The following is an 18,169-nucleotide window of genomic DNA, read 5'->3' as shown; positions in this document are numbered from 1 at the left end:
TCTCACAGCTGATTTTCCAACAGCTAATATCATTAAGATATATTATCTTGCATAAAAAATAGTCAGCGTGGTTTTTTCTAGCGCTATATTTTTTAATAGAAACTGTGACTGGATAAAGTGCAATCTTATTTTAATTCATAAAAAGTTTGATACAAGACAGTCTGTGGAGACGATATTGATGGTTAAGATGAACAGAAGGGCGATTCTCTATTAGCTGACAAAATCTATTGTAAAAAGAATTTATATATATAAGTGAAATTGGGAAAATGGTTAAAACATCCCCTGTTTTTTGAAAATTTTGGAGTTAATGTATAATATAATTTACAAAATTTGTATATTTTGTACGTAAAAATAAAAAATAAATTACCAAAATTATACAGAAATAATTTATAAAATAATTTTAAAAAATGATTGACATGGTAAAAGTGATGGTATATCATTATTCTTGTAACAACAAGGGTTGGGAGCTAAATAAAACTATTTTATTAAGCGGCGGGAAAGCAGCCATGAAATGGATCAAAAGGCGGGCGCCTTATGATAAATGCAAGGAATGAAACAAAAGAAACCAGGAAAAGAAGTATTTACGAGGAGGTTGAAAAGATGACGATAGTAAATGAGTTATTCGATCTGACTGGAGAAGTAGCTCTGGTTACCGGTGCCAGCAAGGGCCTTGGGAAAATGTTCGCCAACACACTGGCCAAAGCAGGAGCAAAAGTATGTCTGTTTTCTTTCGAGAAAGACGACCTGCTGAGAACGGAACAGGAGATGAAGGAAGCCGGATATGACTGCATGAGCTTTTTGGGGGATATCACCCACGAGGATGAAGTACAGCAGTGCGTGGATGAGATTATCGCCCGTTACGGAAAGTTAGATATTCTGGTGAACAATGCCGGCATCGGCCGCTGTAATAAGACACCGGATAATACTTCCTTACAGGAATGGGAGCGGGTCATCGATATCAATGTGAACGGCAGCTTCATCTGCGCGAAAATCGCAGGGAAAGAAATGCTGAAGCGGAAAAAAGGGAAAATCATCAACATGTCTTCCATATCAGGAAAAGTAATCAACAAAGGGGTACACGGCGGTTCCTACGATGTCTCCAAGGCAGCCATCGACGGCCTGACCAAAGCGCTGGCCAGTGAATGGGCGCAATACAACATCAATGTGAATGCCATCGCTCCCGGCTACTTTATGACAGATCCCAACAAAGAATTCTTTAAGGCGGATCCCGGTTTTTATGATCTGGCGAAAGATCTGATCCCCGCAGGCCATATGGCGGAACCGGAGGAATTGGCCGGAACCCTTCTCTATCTGGCATCTAAGGCCTCTGCTTATGTACATGGCACGATTATTCAGGTGGACGGCGGTTATATGGTTTGGTAGGAGGAAACAGACCGGAATCTAAGGAAAGCAAGAGGTGAAGCGTGTGGCCGAAACGTTGTTAAAATTAACCGGCATTACGAAAGAATTCCCCGGTGTACTCGCTCTGAATAAAGTACAGCTGGACATAAAAGAGGCGGAGGTTCTGGCGCTGGTAGGCGAAAACGGGGCCGGGAAGTCCACTCTGATCAAAATATTGACAGGAGCCCTGGGGGGCTGGTCGGGTGAGATTCTGTGGAAAGGAAAACCGCTGAAAGTGAATCATCCGTGGGAAGCGCAGCAGGCGGGGATATCCACGATCTACCAGGAACTCACGCTGTGTCCGGATATCACGGTGGCGGAAAATGTGTTTCTGGGACGGGAACCGAAGAAACACGGCGCGATCGATTGGGCGAAGATGAACGCCATGACCGCAGAAGTGCTGGAAAAACTGGATGTCCATGTGGCACCCACGGAGAAAGTCGGCAGACTTACGGTGGCGACCCAGCAGCTGATTGAGATAGCGAGAGCTCTGACCATGAATGCGCAGCTGATCATCATGGATGAACCGACCTCTTCTCTCTCAGAGCATGAGGTTTCGACCCTGATGAGAATCGTCAAGGACCTGAAAGCAAACGGAATTTCAGTTTTGTACATATCACACAAGTTTAATGAGATATTTGAGATATCGGACCGGATCAGTGTGCTGCGTGACGGGGAATATATCGGATCGGTAAATACAGAGGATGCGAAGCTGGACGATGTTCTGGTGATGATGGTGGGACGTACCGTGAATATCCGTTTCAAAGAACGGACAAATAAGATCGGAGATGTTATCTTCGCGGTAGAGAATCTAACGACTGCCGGAGCGTTTGAAGACTTAAGCTTTGAACTCCATGAAGGAGAGATCCTGGGCGTGTCGGGGCTGGTCGGAGCCGGACGGACCGAGATGGCCAGGGCGATCTTCGGGATCGATAAATCAGATTCCGGAGCGATCACCATAGGCGGAAAGAAACTGCCCATGCCCCGTAGCCCGAAAGAGGCGCTGAAGCTGGGAATCGGCTTTTTGCCGGAGGACCGCAAGGAGGAAGGGCTTGTCCTTCTTATGAGTGTCCAGGAGAACAGTACTCTGACCGCATTGGCAAAGAACAGGCATAATACGGTGATCCACTCAAAACAGGAACGCAGCCTGGTGGAAGAGTATGTAAAGAAGCTGACGATCAAGACGCCGTCCATCGAACAGCTGACGAGGAACTTAAGCGGCGGCAACCAGCAGAAGGTGGTAATCGCGAAATGGCTGGCCAGCGAATCCAAAATCCTGATTTTCGACGAGCCCACCCGTGGAATTGACGTGGGGGCCAAGGCGGAGATCTATGATCTGATGAATGAGCTGGTAGCCCAGGGATACGGCATCATCATGATATCCTCCGAACTGCCGGAGGTGATCGGTATGAGTGACCGGATTCTGGTGATGCATGAGGGCAGGTCAGCAGGTATTTTCGAGAAAGATGCCGTGACGCCGGAAGAAATTATGAGTTATGCAACTGGGGCGGACAGAAATTAGGATGATGTGAAGGAGGCGTTGGTGTTGTGAAAAAAGAAGTTGCGGCCAAAACTCAAAGAAGTGCGGGGCAGTCGTTTAAGCGTGCGCTGATCAATACCCCGGAATTGACAATAGTGATCTTTATTTTTCTTATCTCCATATTTATTGGGATACAGTCGGATTCCTTTTTCAGTGGAACCAATTTATTAAATATATCCAAACAGATCGCGGTAAACGGGATTATCTCCGTAGGTATGATGTTAGCAATCATCGCGAAAGGCGTGGATCTGTCCGTAGGATCCATGGTGGGCCTGATCTGTGTCATAGCAGGGTCTTTTATCAAGATGGGCCTTCCGGCCTGGGCGGTATTGCTGATCTGTCTGGCGGCCGGAGCCGTCTGCGGCGGGATCAACGGGATCCTGATTGTCAGGCTGAAGGTCAAACCGATCATCGTGACCCTGGCTACCATGAACATTTTCCGCGGGATTACTTATGTCTATTCCGGTGGAAAATGGACAACCAACCTGCCGAAGGACTTTTTGTTCTTTGGAAACGGGGTGGTGCCGGCCTGTATCCTGGTGCTGGTGCTCATTTTGTTCACCATGATCATGAAATATACCCAGTTCGGCCGGCATGTCTACGCGATCGGCAGCAATGAGGATTCCGCGAAGCTGGCCGGTATCCGGGTGGACAAGACGAAAGTGATGGTTTTCATGGCTTCCGGGATCCTGACCGGACTGGCGGCAATGATATTTATCGGCCGTACCGGGGCGATCCAGCCCACAGCAGGTGCCGGGTATGAGATGGACGCCATCGGGGCCGCGGTATTGGGCGGGGTAAGCTTTCTGGGAGGAAAGGGTACTGTCTACGGTACAATTCTTGGCGCCATCCTGATGGGCCTGATCCTGAACGGCATGACACTGCTGAAAATTTCCGCCAATTATCAGGGACTGATTACCGGATTGATTATTATACTGGCGCTGTTGCTGGATACTGCGAGAGCGATCTATCAGGAAAGGGGAAAGGGACAATGAAAGCGTCGAAGAATACAAAAAAGGCCGGCATATTGAGCCGGATGGGATACGAGCTGGCTCTGGTCGCCTTTCTGCTGGTCTGGTTTCTCTTCATGGGAATCATGAAACCCAGCTTTCTCACTTTGAATAATATCGTGACGGTATTGACCCGGATCAGTGAGGTGGCGATTATAGCCGTGGGAATGACGGTGGTTATTATAGCCGGTGGATTCGACCTGTCTGTTGGGACGGTGATGGCCATCGTCCCGGTGGTGATCGGCATCTGTTATGGAAATGGGATCCCCTTCGGGCTTGCGGTGGTACTTGGCGTCCTGGCGGCAGTGGTCATCGGGATTATCAATGGGATTCTGATTGCGAAAGCCAGGTTTCAACCGATTATCGGGACGCTGGCGACCATGACGGCGTTGCGCAGCATTATATACGTGCTGACGGAAGGGAAACCGGTCAGTACATTTCCAAAAGGCTATGACCAGCTGGCCCATGGCAGTTTCCTGGGAATTCCGATCCCGATCCTGATCCTGATCGCGGTCATCGTTCTGTTCCAATGGATCATGAAATCAACCAAATACGGCAGATTCATCTACTCCACCGGCGGGAATCCGAAAGCGACGAACATCGCCGGAATCAGCGTGGACCGGATCACGATTCTTGTGTATGTGGTCAGCGCGGTGCTTTCAGCCCTGGCCGGCATCATTTTTTCATCCAGGCTGATTTCCGCCTCACCGGACGCGGGTACGAATACGGCGTTTGACGTGGTGACAGCGGTACTCATGGGCGGCACCAGCATCAACGGCGGGCAGGGAAATATTTTGGGAACCATGCTGGGTATCCTGATCCTTAATTTTATCATCAATGGTTTCAACCTGCTTGGTATCAATGCTTACTGGCAGATGATCTTTATGGGGGTAGTTCTGCTGCTGGCCATAGGATATGACGCGAAACGCAGAAGCGGTTTTGCAATTTCCAGCCTGTTCAGGCGAAAAAACAGTGACGCATGACAGATGCGGCTGGTTATGGGAGGTGGTTGCCTGAAGCTTGGATCGTCACTCGTTCACAACCAATCATAAGGATTAAAGGAGGAACGGTTGAACAAAATAATGTTCACCCATACCTATATGTGCTGAAAAACGCACAGAATGGAGGAAATTTAATGAAAAGAACAAAGTTAGTTACGATGATGGCCCTGGTATTAACACTGATTATGATGATTACAGGATGCGGCAGCAAAGCGGAAGAACCGGCTGCACAGCCTGCGGCAACCCCGGCTGCAGAGGACAAAGATACCTCTTCTGAAGAACCGAAAGCTTCCGATGATGCGCAGAAAAGCGCAGCCGACCGGGAACCCTATAAGATCGGTATCGTAGTAAAACAGATGGGAGCACCCTATTTTGATTATGCCGCAGAAGGAGCTAAAAAAGCGGCGAAAGATTACAACGCGGAGATTATCTCCTACACCGGGCCGTCCTCAGAGGATGTGAACCAGGAGATTACATTTATCGAAGACCTGATTACACAGGGCGCGGACGCGATCCTTGTATCCACAGCGGACAGCACCGCTATTATACCTACAATCAACAAAGCGATGGAGGCCGGTGTCGCCGTGTTTACCTTTGACATCGACTCGCCGGACAGCGACAGATTATTCTGCGTGACCGCCGGTAATTCGGAAGAGAGCGGCGCGGCTATCGGCGAGAGCCTGGTCAAACTGGTGGAAGAAAAAGGACAGGTGGCGCTGCTGACAGGCGGGCTGGGATCTGAGACATTGAACCGCCGGCTGGATGCGATCAAGGGTGTGCTGAGCAAGTATCCGGATATTGAGGTAGTGGCGACAGAAGCATGTGATGACAATTTTGAAAAATGCGTTTCCCAGGTGGAAAACCTGATTCAGACTTATCCCGACTTAAAAGCAGTAGCAGGCGTATCCTCTGTAAATCCTCCGGCAGCAGCCATGGCAATTCAATCCGCCAATAAGACAGGTCAGATCATGTCCATCGGTATCGGAATGCCTTCTCAGTGCTCAGAATATATTGATGCGGGCGTGATTCCGGAACTTACCCTTTGGGATCCCGGCGTTATGGGATACGACGCGGTAGCGGCAGCTGTGAATTATATGGATACCGGGAAACTCCCTCAGAATAATGAGGACTATGGTGAGTACGGCGGCAAACTGATTGTGGAGGATAACGGCACCGTGGGATACATCCCCAGCATTATCTTTACAAAAGAGAATGTACATGACTACGATTTCTGATTTAATTGGCTAATTTATATGTGCGGAAAAAACGTACAGAAGGAGGAAAATATGAACGAATTGAGAATGGGGATTGTGGGAGCCGGTATCTGGGGCGAGACACATGCCAGTATCTATAATGAACATCCATTTGCCAGGACGGTGGCGATCTGCGATAAGGACCGCTCCAGGGCAGAGGCTTTGGCGGCGAAATTCGGTGTGGAAGAAGTGTATACGGACTACAGAGAGATGGCGGCAAAATCCAGTTGCGACGCGATTGCCATCGTGACGCCGGATTTCCTGCACGCGGATATCGCGATCGCCTGTGCGGAGGCGAAAAAGGATCTGCTGATCGAAAAACCGCTGGCGACCACCCGGGACGATGTTTATCGTATGATGGACGCTTTTGACAAAAACAAAGTACGGGTGATGGTGGATCTGCATAACCGCTGGAACCCTACGGTCAATACGGCAAAACAGCTGATCGAGGCGGGAGATTTAGGCACCCCTTACAGTGCCTACGGAAGGCTGAATGACATCAAATGGGTGGCTACGGATATGCTTTCCTGGTCCGCACAGTCCTCGATCCTCTGGTTCCTGGGCAGCCATTGCCTGGATACCTTAAGATTCCTGATGAACTCTGAAGTGGAGCGTGTCTATTCCGTATCCCGGGAGGGTGTGTTAAAAGACCTGGGCGTGGATGTACCGGATATGTATCTGACTACCCTGGAATTCAAGAGCGGAGCCATCGCGCAGATGGAGAGCGGCTGGATTACTCCCAACGCCAATACCTGTATTAACGATATCAAGTTTACCGTATTGGGAACGGAAGGCATGGTAAATATCGATTGTTCCAGCCATAACATGATCCAGGCGGTAACGGATAAGAAAGTGGTGACCCCGGATATCATTGTCCGCAATAAGGTAGACGGTAAGGTAAAAGGGTTCGCCTATGAGAGCATACGCTCCTTCGTAGACCGCATTCTGGACGGCAAAGAATTCCTGGTAACGAAAGAGGACGCAGCCAACACTTCCCTGGCGCTGCTGGCTGTGATGGAATCCGCTAAGACGAGAGAACCCGTCGTAGTGAAATACTGATAGATCCAGGGATCTAAGGAAAATCAGATGAAAAGTAAATTTGATCTAAAGGGAAAAGTGGCTGTAGTGACAGGAGCGGGGCAGGGGCTGGGGGAATCCTTTGCCCGGTCCCTGTCCCAAGCGGGGGCGGAAGTCTTTCTGATGGCGAGAAACCGGGAAAGACTGGAGAAAACGGCCCAAAAGATCAGCCAGGAGACCGGAAGCCGGACCTATACCTGTGCCCTGGATATCACCAATGAACAGAGTGTGGCCGAGGCCTGCAGTTATGTAATGCAGACGGCAGGGCACCTGGATATACTGGTCAACAACGCCGCTGTGGGCAGGAGTGACAAACCTCTTGTGGAGGAAAGCCTGGAAGAGTGGAATGCGATACTGGGAACAAACCTGACGGGAACCTTTTTGATGATGAAACACGTCGGGAAAATCATGATCGGACAAAAAGCGGGTAAAGTGATCAACTTGGCTTCCATGACCGGTAAAGTGGCAATGCGTAATCCGGTAATCGGCGCCTATGATGTGTCAAAGGCCGGAATCGAATGCCTGACACGGATGATGGCGGGGGTATGGGCAGAACACCACATCACGGTAAATGCGATCTGTCCGGGCTATTATATGACGGATATCAATAAGGAATATGTGAAGGAACATCCTGAATTTTATCAGGATTCCCTGGAGCAGATCCCGCTTAAGACCTGGGGGAAACCGGATGATATCGGCGATATCGCCGTATTTCTGGCCTCCGAAGCGTCGGATTATATGACCGGAGCCACGCTGGTAACGGACGGAGGCTATACGGTTTGGTAGAGGAGGAGTACGTTAATATGCGGCTGAAAAACAAAATAACCGCTGTGACCGGAGCCGGAAGCGGAATTGGAAAAGCGGCGGCACAGACATTTGCCAGAGAAGGGGCGGTGGTCCTGCTTCTGGAAAAGGATGAAAAGGCGGGCCGGGAGGCGGAACAGGAGATTCTGTCCGCGGGAGGACAGGCCGTATTTTACGGATTGGATATCTCAGACTGGAATGCGGTCCAGTCGGTATTTGCCCAGATCGATAAGCAATACGGAGGAATCGACGTCCTTTATAATAATGCCTCGGTATTCTGGGGAGAACTGGATAACACGATCGACAAACTGGATGTGGATATTTTTGAGAAAATCATCCGGATTAACCTGTTCGGTATGATGTATTGTTCCAAAGCTTCACTGCCATTATTGCGCAAACGGGGAGGCGGTTCCATTATCAACACCTCATCCAGCTGCGGACTGATCGGTATACCAGGCTGTGATTCCTACAGCGCTTCCAAGGGGGCCACGATCTCCCTGACAAGATCCATGGCGGTAGAGTTCGGGCCTGAAAAGATAAGAACCAACTGTATCGCGCCGGCGGCGATTCATACGCCCATGATCTATGAAAGCGATCTGAATAAATCCACCTTTGACGAACAGCATTTTTTGAACGAGGGTACCCCGCTCAGACGCTGGGGAACGGCCCAGGATATCGCCAATATCGCTCTGTTCCTGGCCAGCGAGGAAGGCAGCTATATGAATGGGGCTGTTCTGGTTGCAGACGGAGGGATCACGGTATCCTGACATCGGGATTCGCAGGACCCGGGACAAACGCGTTATCCGGCGCAGGTATGTCCCGGGTCCTTTCCTGTCTATCTAGATGGATCAACCGCCCAATCGCAGGCGGAGAGTCTCGAAAGCGAAAATTGATTTTACCAATTTACCAGCAATTTCCATCCAGGGAGGTTGCTTTTTTATTGGAACTTGATTATAATATCTTGTATACATAATACAAAAGTAAAGAATGGTATACCAATATGTGCGGGAAAACGCGCGTATGGAGGAAAACATGAAGCGGATCGAATTAAAAGCAATGGGTAAAATTAATCTGGGATTGGATGTGCTGGGTATCCGTCCGGACGGTTATCATGAAGTTCGTATGATTATGCAGACCGTGCGTCTGTTTGACCGGATCGCGCTGGTGAAGAAAGACAAGCCGGGGATAACGGTGAAGACGAATTTGTATTATCTGCCGACCAACGAAAATAATCTGGTGTATAAGGCGGCACGGATGTTGATGGATGAGTTTGCGATTGGGACCGGTGTTGAGATCCGGCTGGAGAAGCACATACCGGTATCGGCGGGGATGGCGGGAGGAAGCACCGACGCGGCCAGTGTGCTGTTTGGGATGAACCAGATGTTCCGGCTTGGGCTGTCGAAAGAGCAGCTGATGAAGCGGGGAGTCAGGATCGGAGCGGATGTTCCTTATTGCGTGATGAGGGGGACGGCCCTGGCGGAAGGAATCGGAGAAGAGCTGACCGCCCTGCCTCCCATGCCGGAGTGCCAGGTGCTGATTGCGAAGCCGGGAGTCAGCGTATCGACAAAGTTCGTCTATCAGCGGCTGGATTCCAAACCGATCGAAAAACATCCGAATATTGACCGGATACTGGAAGGAATTCGAAAGCAGGATCTGGATACGGTGGCGGGGAACCTGGGGAATGTGTTGGAAGCGGTAACGGTTCCGGAATATCCGGTGATAGCACAGATCAAAAAAGTGATGATGGAGTATCAGGCGCTGAACGCCATGATGAGCGGAAGCGGTCCCACCGTGTTCGGACTGTTTGATGATCCGGGGAGAGCAAGAGCCGCTTATCAGAAGTTAAAGAACGGGCCGTTGGCAAAACAGGTTTATCTGACAGGCGTATTTAACACGAGGAGGTAGACGATGGACGATTTTTTGAAAGTAACGATGAATGAATATCTTCCGCTGCGGGATGTGGTATTTAACACGCTGCGCCAGGCGATCCTGAAAGGAGAGCTAAAGCCCGGGGAACGTCTGATGGAAATACAGCTGGCAGACCGGCTGGGGGTCAGCCGCACGCCGGTGAGGGAAGCGATCCGTAAGCTGGAGCTGGAAGGCCTGGTGGTGATGATTCCCAGAAAAGGGGCGGAAGTGGCCAGCATCACGGAAACCGATCTGCAGGATGTGCTGGAAGTGCGGCGGGCTCTGGAAGAGCTGGCGGGCAGTAAAGCCTGTGAGCGGATTACGAAGGAAGAGCTGGCAAAATTAAAAGAGGCCTCGTCTGAGTTTGAGAAGATTATCGATACCGGAGACCTGACCATGATCGCGGACGCGGATATGCATTTTCATGACATCATCTATCAGGCCACCGGCAATGCCCGTCTGAATCAGATATTGAACAATATCAGGGAACAGATGTACCGTTACCGTATGGAGTATTTGAAGGATTATAAACGACATGCAAAACTGGTAAAAGAACATGAAAAGATTATCTCCGCGTTAAAGGCCGGCAATCAGGAAAAAGTACGTGACGCTATTATCGTTCATATCGACAACCAGAAAAAGGCGATTGAGAAGTCGCTGAAGGATTAGGAATAATATTTCAGAAATTACATAAGATACCAGTAAATGAGGATAAGACTTGTCTTATCCTTTTTTCTTTCCAAAAATAGATAGTATTCCCAAATTTACTCAAAAAATTTGACTGCAATGGGGCAGGAAAGGGGGAAAGCTGATGGGACAGAACCAAAAGGAACAGGAACAGAATTTATCAAAAGACCTGCAAAAAAATCTGGAGCTTTTTAACCGCCTGTTTCAGGACTGTGACGATGTGATTCGCAGGCCTATGCGGCTTGGCCGGGATCAGAAGGTAGACTGCTTCGTAGCCTATGTGGAGGTAGCAGTCAGTAATATGATGCTGCAGGATTCGGTGATCGGCAAGCTGATCAACCGGATGTGGGACATGACCAGAGATGAAATCTATGAATATATCCGGTGCAATGGCCTTGGAATCTCCGATGTAAAAGAACTGCCAACCATGGAGACGACAGTTGCCGCGCTGATGGCCGGCAATGCGATCATGTTTATCGACGGTTATGACAAAGCCATCAAGATCAGCAGCAAGGGGTACCCCAATATGGGTGTGCCGAAGGCGGAGTCGGAAAAAGTGCTGCGGGGATCCAAGGAAGGCTTCGCGGAGGCGGAAAAGGTGAATACGGCCCTGATCCGGAAGCGGATCCGGGATCCGAGGCTAAAGGTAAAAGAACAGCCCATTGGACAAAGGTCGAATACCATGGTGGCGCTGGTCTATATGGATGACCTGGTTTATCCAAGCCTTCTGGAAAATATAACGGCGCGTCTGTCGGAATTTGAAATAGACGGGGTACTGGACAGCGGTGTGATCGAGCAGCTGACCGAAGAGAACTGGCGGTCCCCGTTTCCGCAGTTCCAGACGACGGAACGCCCAGACCGGGCGGCCATGGCTGTTTTGGAGGGAAGGGTGGTGCTGATCTCCGATAATTCCCCGGTGGCATTGATCCTGCCTACCAACTATAACAGCTTTTTTCAGGCCAGCGATGATTATTATAACCGGTTTGAAATCGTATCATTTATCCGTGTTCTCAGGTATGTGGCAGCGGTTCTGGCTATGGGCCTTCCGGGCCTTTATCTGGCAGTTACCGGTTTCCATACACAGATCCTGCCCACGGAACTGATCCTGTCCTTTGCAGAAGCCAGGAGCGGGGTACCGTTCCCGGGGGTTGTGGAAATCCTGCTGATGGAACTGGCGTTTGAGCTGCTCCGGGAAGCGGGAGTCCGACTGCCGGGAGCGATCGGCAACACCATTGGTATCGTGGGAGGTCTGATTATCGGCCAGGCGGCGGTCACCGCCAACCTGGTCAGTCCTATCGTAGTGATCGTGGTGGCGCTTACCGCCCTGTGCTCCTTTTCCATTCCCAATGAAGAATTCTCAACTGCGTTCCGGCTGTTGAAATTCTTCCTGATCTTCATGAGCGCCTGGCTTGGAATCTACGGATGGATGGCGGGATTGCTGGCGATACTGATTCATTTATCCCAGCTGAAAAGCTTTGGAATCCCTTATCTGATGCCGTTTGTCGCGTCGGATATGAATTCTTATCACGATGAACGGGATTCGATCGTGCGTGCGCCGGTATTCCGTATGATCAGACGGCCTATATTTGCACGGAGGGATGCCCGGGTCCGGTTCCGGGGAAAGCACGGGGATAAGGAGTGAGTAAGCAGATGTTTTCTAATAACCGCCGGATCTCGCTCCGGCAATTAAAAAGAATGATGGTGATGGAGCTTATCGGGATTACCGGGCTGGTAATCCCGGGAATCACGGTTGGGGCGGCCGGCCGTGACGGTGTGGTAGCCATGGCGGCAGGATTGGTTTTCGTAACCCTCTATGTTTTGCTGCTATGCCAGCTGGGGCGTAAGATCGACGGGGAGTATATGCAGTATGCCAGAAAGCGCTGCGGGCTGATCGGCATGGATATCATCGGCGCGTTTTATCTGGTACAGCTCTTATTTTCCGGGGCCTTCGCGGCCAGGCTGTTAGGGGAAGTGGTCCGGCAGGTGCTTCTGCCGGATACATCCGTACAGATTATCATGATCGTGCTGCTGGTGCTGGCGGTATATGCGGCCGCCGGCGGTATGGAGGGCAGGGCCAGAATGACGGAGATTTTGTACTGGCTGGTTCTGGGGCCGGTCATTATAATGCTGCTGTTTACGGCCAAGGATCTGGACTTCGATAACCTGGCCCCGATTTTTGTCAGCACGGTTCCAAAGGTGTTGGCGGGAGGATACGGTGTTTTGATATTTTTCAGCATTCTCGGTATGATGCTGTTCATCATTCCATTTATGAAGCGGGATGCCAGGATATACAGGACCACCATGCATGGAGCGGTGATCGTGGGACTGTTTAACCTGGTATTCATCCTGCTGGTAGTCAGCGCCTTCGGCGTGGGCGGCACATATGCCAAGAACTGGCCGATCATTTCCCTGATGACCATCGTGCGGACACCCCTGAATGTGCTGGGCCGATTTGATACCATACTGATAGTGATATGGCTCGTGAGTATTTTTACATTTGTAAATTCCTGTATTTTCTATAGCAGTCTGGTTACCCGGCAGCTCATCGGGAATGAAAAAATGCATATTTACCTGATCCCGTTCGCGGCAGTCATTTTGCTGCTGGCCAGCTGGGCTGATAACTATCAGTCTATCTATCAGACCTATATGAGTTATATGAATTACATTGGGATGCCGGCAGCCATTGCCATTCCTCTGCTTCTGCTTTTTTTGGAGTGGATTCAGGGCAGACGAAAGGGGGCGAAGAGATGAGACGGATCGGCGTTATCCTCTGCATGGGAATGATACTGATGCTGACGGGATGTGGCAGAAAAGATGAGCTGGAAGACAAAGCTTTTGTGCTGGCCCTGGGAGTGGATCATACCCGGGAAGGTCTGTATGTGACCTATGGATTTCCCAAAACTTCAGACAAAGGCAGTGATTCCGGGGACTCTTCCGACAAGACCTCCGGCGACCTGCCGGAAACCGGGATAACCGCGGCCAGCCTGTATGAAGCGGAGAAAATATATGATCTTCGTTCGGATAAACACCTGGATTATTCGCATTTGAAAGCCATCGTACTGAACCGGGAGATTTTTTCTGATACCAAGCAACTGCTGGAACTGCTGGAGTATTTTGAGAAACAGGAGGCATTCGCCCGGAGCACGAAAATATTTCTGGGAGATGAAACAGCCACGAAGATCGTAGCCGGGCATGACGATGCCGGCGGTTTTCTGAACAATATGTACGAAAACGGAGACTATCTGACGGAGGAAAAGGCCGTCACCCTGCAGGATTTACTGAATCACTGGCACAATCAGGACCGTGTCCTCATGATCCCGGTAGTGGATGTGGACGGGAAACAGATCGCGGTGGCCGCCTACGGAATCTGCTCCCGTCTCGCCTATATCGGAGAACTCAGTGTGGGGGAAAGCGACATGATTTTTTTTGCACGGGGGGTGAAGGCTCCCTTCAGCTTTCAGACCCAGGAAGGAAATATGATCGAAGTGCGGAACAACCGCATAGAATCCGTCTTTGACCAGGAAGACACGCAGGTAGTGTATAAACTGAAGCTAAGCGGAAAAGCGAGAGTCGTCATCGGTGATACAAACAGTCATGATACGGTAGGACAGATCGAGCAATCCGCTATAAAGCAGATGGAAAACAGGATTCGAGAGATCTATGGCCTGTGGCAGCAGGAATACCAGGTGGATTTGCTGGACAGCTACCGGATCGTGGGCAGCAGAAGCCGTAAGATCGCGCTGGATTATCGGGACCGGCAGCAGGAATATGAACAGGCGATCCGCTTGCTTCCTACAGTTTCGCTGAAGTTTGAATAAGGAACCCGGTGCCGGAACCGCTCGAAAAAGCCTCGCTGACTATTTTTCATGCATCGCACGTAAGCGGCCAAAAAACGGCCGCTAAGTGCTCATAGCTAAAAAAAACAGACACTGAGTGCTTACGGGGATAAAAAAATCATAAAATATCTGTATAGAAAACAACCGATAGGGCAATTCTCCTGATAGAACATGAAACAATTATATTTCCATCGGGAGGTTTACATAATGAAACTAAAAAATAATATATTCGTAGTTATCTTATCTCTTTTTCTGGGTTTCACCGTTGCGTTTCTGACCGCTGAAAAAACAGAAGGAGCGCAGCAGATCCAGCAGGGGATCGCCGGTCAGATCATCCGCTTTCACGTCATTGCCAACAGTGATACTGAACAGGATCAGGCCCTTAAATTAAAAGTAAAAAGTGAAATCATCGGCTATATGCAGACGATTCTGGCCGATGCAGATGACATCAATCAGACCCGCAAAATGATTCAGGCCCATCTGAATGATATTGAGTTACTGGCCGAAACCATCATCCAGGCAGAAGGATACCAATATCCTGTAACGGCCAAACTGGAACAGGCCTATTTTCCCATCAAGACATACGGAGACTGTACATTCCCGGAAGGAAATTATGAAGCACTGCGTGTGGAAATCGGAAAAGCCCAGGGGAAAAACTGGTGGTGTGTCCTCTATCCGAATCTATGCTTTGTAGATGCTACCCATGCGGTCGTACCGGAGGAAGAAAAGCAGATGTTGAAGAATGTCCTGACTGAGCAGGAGTATGAATCTGTCACAGGCGAACCGGAGGTTAGGGTACGGTTTAAATATCTGACATTTCTAAATAAATAAAATTATTTCATATAGGGATATTAAAAGCAGCCGCAATCATTTAGTTTAATCATGATGGAGGCTGCTTTTCAGTATATATAATTATTTTCTAATTCAAAGTTAATCTGGGATGTATATGATATTTTAGATTTCCTGGCTCCCTAAGTTGCGATAAATTCCATTCCAATCATCATGGAATCTAAAAATTTAAATTTATATACAAAGTCTGGTTTTTATGTTATCATAAATTAATATTCAGCAGCTTATACTGCTGCTTTCTTTATCTTATCAGAGTTTTATTTCTTAACCGCATAGCGTTCGCTATTGCCAATTTCCAGTAATTTTACTATACTTAAAGGAGGAAAATGAATGAAGAAAACACGGACAATTTCAGAGAATTACGAGGCCCTTAAGGCTGTAATGCCGCAGAGGATCCGGGAGGAATTCGACCAGATAGAGGCTGGGAAGAGGCTGCCGGAGCTATACTATGATCTGCCATTTAAAAAGGCCTTTCACCCGGATCTCCACCCGGACCGGGTGACGAAGATCTTTCAATTGATTTTTCATCAGGAACGGATTGTACTGGGATCCTTGAATGCCGCGCCCCCGAAAGTATCTATTTATTCAAAAAATACGATATTGGATCAATTGGCCCGAATGTCGGATGATGGTATCTTCGATATGGAGATGCAGAGGAAAGCCCAGGAATTTATTACTGAGAGAATGGATGTATATGTATCAGACCTGATTATGCTGCAATATTCGGTGGAAAAGGAGCATAAGAAATCAGAGATGAATTTTCTGGATATCCCGATGACGTACGCAGTAGTATTTATGAAAGAGAGTCCAGGCCAGTTCCAGAATAATCCCAGATTTATCCATTATCGGAAAAACGTAACAGACACAGGGGTGCAGCTGGCTGATCTGTCCAGGGTGGTATATATTGAGCTGGATAAATGTTTAAAACAGGTACTGGAGCAAAGATGTCCGCCGGAACTGGAGGAGTTGGGCTGCTTTCTGGCATTTATGGCGGATGTGAATGGGGATCGGTTCAGTGTAAAGGGTGATACGCCCAATGGAAATATGTATCAGGAAATCCGAGAAGAACTTCGCATAATGGCGAAGAATAAGAAGGAGCTGATGTCGATGCTGACAGAGAAGTATGAAGCCGATATCCGTTTTTCTGAGCTGTGTCAGGCCAGAAAAGAAGGAATGCAGGAAGGTATGCAGAAGGGAATCCAGAAAGGAATAAGGGCATTTGTTTCACTGTGCAGGAAATTGGATAAATCACAGGAAGAGACGATTCTGGAAATCAATAGGGAATTCTTATTAACCCCGGATGAGGCCAAAGAGGCAGTCCGTAATTACTGGTAGAGTCTCAAAAAAGATTGTCTGGGTGTATAAGAAGAAAACTGCCGCACTATGGTTTTGAAATCCGGTGCGGCAGTTTTTCATTTCATAGGACACCGGCAGGGATGCAGACAAATACCACGAATGCAGGCATGAAAATCTCACAGTCAGATCCACCGCTCAAACTTACCAGAATTTTCTTACTATTTTCACAAAATGAACACAAAGGTGGTTTATAATGAAGCAGATTTATGACACGTAAGTCTAAGGAGGGAACAGCTTGATAGAAGTTAAAAACCTAGTGAAGAGATACGGCGGCCACACGGCGGTAAACGATCTGAGCTTCGAGGTGGAAGAGGGCCAGATCTACGGCTTCCTGGGGCCAAACGGCGCGGGTAAATCCACAACGATGAATATTATCACCGGCTACCTGGCGCCCAGCGAAGGCCAGGTTCTGATCAACGGCCGTGATATTTTTGAGGAACCTGAGGAAGCAAAAAAGTGCATCGGCTATCTGCCGGAGCAGCCACCTCTGTATATGGATATGACGCCCCTGGAGTACCTGAATTTTTGTGCGGAGCTAAAAGGGGTGGAAAAGGAAAAACGCCAGGATATGATCCGTGAAATCATGGGAAGGACTAAAATACTGGATGTAAAAGACCGGTTGATCCGCAATCTTTCCAAAGGATATCGTCAGCGTGTGGGTTTGGCGCAGGCACTGATCGGCTATCCGCCCGTTATTATACTGGATGAACCAACCGTAGGGCTTGACCCCAAACAGATTATCGAGATCCGGGATCTGATCAAAGATCTGGGAAAACATCACACGGTAATTTTAAGTTCCCATATTCTCTCCGAGGTCAGCGCAGTCTGTGATTATGTTATGATCATTTCCCGCGGGGAGCTGGTGGCCAGCGACACCCCGGATAATCTAAGCAAGCTGGTTCTGGGTTCCAATGTGCTGGAATTGACGGTCAAAGGGACGAAAGAGAAAGTAGAGCAGATTTTAAAGAGAATGAAGCAGGTCCGGGAATTCGAAATCCATTCCTCCAACACACCGGACTGCGTCGCAGTAACCATCAAGTCGAACGAGAAGGTTGATCTGCGGGAAGATCTGTCTTATGAGTTCGCCGGTGAGAGATGTCCGATTCTTGAAATGAAGCAGTCGAATATGTCGCTGGAGGATGTATTCCTTGAATTGACCGCGGAACGGCCAAAGGCGGAAGAGGAAAAAGAAAAGCGTTCCCTTTTCAGACGGCGGAAGAAAAAAGAGGAGCTGACGATCGCGGAGGAAGTGGAACGGGAAGTCAGCCTGAACGAGTATACAGGAACAGGATCCCAGTCCGGAACTATGGAGAACGTATCCGATGAGGCGCAGGGTAATAAAACCCGGGAAGACAACGAAATCGGGGAAGGTGACGAAACCCGGGAAGACAATAAAAACGAGTCAGGTGGCGTTGAATCCGAACAGAAACAGGAGGTAGAGAAATAA

The 18,169-nt window shown here is 49.0% G+C and carries 16 protein-coding genes; all 16 read left to right on the top strand.

The annotated features are described in order from the left end of the window. Positions 1–600 precede the first annotated feature (600 nt). Positions 601–1,383 carry an SDR family NAD(P)-dependent oxidoreductase gene (locus tag KTH90_RS10755; RefSeq protein ID WP_238726780.1) on the top strand — a complete coding sequence of 261 codons (783 nt, stop codon included), beginning with the start codon at positions 601–603 and terminating at the stop codon, positions 1,381–1,383. A 43-nt stretch (positions 1,384–1,426) separates the two neighbouring features. Next, a complete protein-coding gene (locus tag KTH90_RS10750) occupies positions 1,427–2,923 on the top strand; it encodes a sugar ABC transporter ATP-binding protein (RefSeq protein WP_238726779.1) in 1,497 nt (498 codons plus the stop codon). 26 nt (positions 2,924–2,949) lie between these two features. Next, positions 2,950–3,936, top strand: coding sequence for an ABC transporter permease (locus KTH90_RS10745; RefSeq protein WP_158352404.1), 987 nt, complete (start codon positions 2,950–2,952; stop codon positions 3,934–3,936). After that, entirely contained in the window at positions 3,933–4,934 is a 1,002-nt protein-coding gene (locus tag KTH90_RS10740) for an ABC transporter permease (RefSeq protein WP_158352403.1), read from the top strand. The genes KTH90_RS10745 and KTH90_RS10740 overlap by 4 nt, the downstream gene beginning before the upstream one ends. A gap of 152 nt (positions 4,935–5,086) precedes the next feature. After that, on the top strand, positions 5,087–6,187 hold the full coding sequence (locus KTH90_RS10735; protein ID WP_238726778.1) for an autoinducer 2 ABC transporter substrate-binding protein: 1,101 nt from the start codon (positions 5,087–5,089) through the stop codon (positions 6,185–6,187). A 51-nt stretch (positions 6,188–6,238) separates the two neighbouring features. Next, on the top strand, positions 6,239–7,264 hold the full coding sequence (locus KTH90_RS10730) for a Gfo/Idh/MocA family protein (protein WP_158352401.1): 1,026 nt from the start codon (positions 6,239–6,241) through the stop codon (positions 7,262–7,264). 27 nt (positions 7,265–7,291) lie between these two features. Then, entirely contained in the window at positions 7,292–8,068 is a 777-nt protein-coding gene (locus tag KTH90_RS10725; protein WP_158352400.1) for an SDR family NAD(P)-dependent oxidoreductase, read from the top strand. Between the two features lie 17 nt (positions 8,069–8,085). After that, positions 8,086–8,853 (top strand): SDR family NAD(P)-dependent oxidoreductase, encoded by a 768-nt coding sequence (locus tag KTH90_RS10720; protein ID WP_158352399.1) that lies wholly within the window; start codon positions 8,086–8,088, stop codon positions 8,851–8,853. A 265-nt stretch (positions 8,854–9,118) separates the two neighbouring features. Next, positions 9,119–9,991, top strand: coding sequence for a 4-(cytidine 5'-diphospho)-2-C-methyl-D-erythritol kinase (ispE, locus tag KTH90_RS10715; RefSeq protein ID WP_158352398.1), 873 nt, complete (start codon positions 9,119–9,121; stop codon positions 9,989–9,991). A 3-nt stretch (positions 9,992–9,994) separates the two neighbouring features. Further along, on the top strand, positions 9,995–10,663 hold the full coding sequence (locus KTH90_RS10710) for a GntR family transcriptional regulator (protein WP_158352397.1): 669 nt from the start codon (positions 9,995–9,997) through the stop codon (positions 10,661–10,663). A gap of 142 nt (positions 10,664–10,805) precedes the next feature. Further along, positions 10,806–12,323, top strand: coding sequence for a spore germination protein (locus KTH90_RS10705; protein WP_158352396.1), 1,518 nt, complete (start codon positions 10,806–10,808; stop codon positions 12,321–12,323). 8 nt (positions 12,324–12,331) lie between these two features. Continuing rightward, complete coding sequence (locus KTH90_RS10700; protein ID WP_158352395.1) at positions 12,332–13,432, top strand: GerAB/ArcD/ProY family transporter; 1,101 nt, start codon at positions 12,332–12,334, stop codon at positions 13,430–13,432. Next, entirely contained in the window at positions 13,429–14,499 is a 1,071-nt protein-coding gene (locus KTH90_RS10695) for a Ger(x)C family spore germination protein (RefSeq protein ID WP_158352394.1), read from the top strand. Before KTH90_RS10700 ends, KTH90_RS10695 begins: the two co-directional genes overlap by 4 nt. Positions 14,500–14,724: 225 nt before the next feature. Continuing rightward, positions 14,725–15,348: a stage II sporulation protein R gene (gene spoIIR / locus KTH90_RS10690; RefSeq protein ID WP_238726777.1), complete on the top strand. Its 624-nt coding sequence runs from the start codon at positions 14,725–14,727 to the stop codon at positions 15,346–15,348. A gap of 348 nt (positions 15,349–15,696) precedes the next feature. Beyond that, a complete protein-coding gene (locus KTH90_RS10685) occupies positions 15,697–16,701 on the top strand; it encodes a PD-(D/E)XK nuclease family transposase (protein ID WP_158352392.1) in 1,005 nt (334 codons plus the stop codon). A gap of 256 nt (positions 16,702–16,957) precedes the next feature. Continuing rightward, positions 16,958–18,169, top strand: coding sequence for an ABC transporter ATP-binding protein (locus KTH90_RS10680; RefSeq protein WP_158352391.1), 1,212 nt, complete (start codon positions 16,958–16,960; stop codon positions 18,167–18,169).

It is taken from the genome of Diplocloster modestus (assembly GCF_019042245.1).
Lineage (GTDB): Bacteria > Bacillota > Clostridia > Lachnospirales > Lachnospiraceae > Diplocloster > Diplocloster modestus.
This window is presented reverse-complemented; position numbering and strand designations above follow the sequence as displayed.

Excerpts from the sequence above, each read along its gene's own strand:
- KTH90_RS10755 (WP_238726780.1), top strand. The coding sequence starts at position 601 with ATGACGATAGTAAATGAGTTATTCGATCTGACTGGAGAAGTAGCTCTG.
- ispE (WP_158352398.1), top strand. The coding sequence starts at position 9,119 with ATGAAGCGGATCGAATTAAAAGCAATGGGTAAAATTAATCTGGGATTG.
- KTH90_RS10720 (WP_158352399.1), top strand. The coding sequence starts at position 8,086 with ATGCGGCTGAAAAACAAAATAACCGCTGTGACCGGAGCCGGAAGCGGA.
- KTH90_RS10725 (WP_158352400.1), top strand. The coding sequence starts at position 7,292 with ATGAAAAGTAAATTTGATCTAAAGGGAAAAGTGGCTGTAGTGACAGGA.
- KTH90_RS10705 (WP_158352396.1), top strand. The coding sequence starts at position 10,806 with ATGGGACAGAACCAAAAGGAACAGGAACAGAATTTATCAAAAGACCTG.
- spoIIR (WP_238726777.1), top strand. The coding sequence starts at position 14,725 with ATGAAACTAAAAAATAATATATTCGTAGTTATCTTATCTCTTTTTCTG.
- KTH90_RS10735 (WP_238726778.1), top strand. The coding sequence starts at position 5,087 with ATGAAAAGAACAAAGTTAGTTACGATGATGGCCCTGGTATTAACACTG.
- KTH90_RS10740 (WP_158352403.1), top strand. The coding sequence starts at position 3,933 with ATGAAAGCGTCGAAGAATACAAAAAAGGCCGGCATATTGAGCCGGATG.
- KTH90_RS10700 (WP_158352395.1), top strand. The coding sequence starts at position 12,332 with ATGTTTTCTAATAACCGCCGGATCTCGCTCCGGCAATTAAAAAGAATG.
- KTH90_RS10685 (WP_158352392.1), top strand. The coding sequence starts at position 15,697 with ATGAAGAAAACACGGACAATTTCAGAGAATTACGAGGCCCTTAAGGCT.
- KTH90_RS10695 (WP_158352394.1), top strand. The coding sequence starts at position 13,429 with ATGAGACGGATCGGCGTTATCCTCTGCATGGGAATGATACTGATGCTG.
- KTH90_RS10730 (WP_158352401.1), top strand. The coding sequence starts at position 6,239 with ATGAACGAATTGAGAATGGGGATTGTGGGAGCCGGTATCTGGGGCGAG.
- KTH90_RS10710 (WP_158352397.1), top strand. The coding sequence starts at position 9,995 with ATGGACGATTTTTTGAAAGTAACGATGAATGAATATCTTCCGCTGCGG.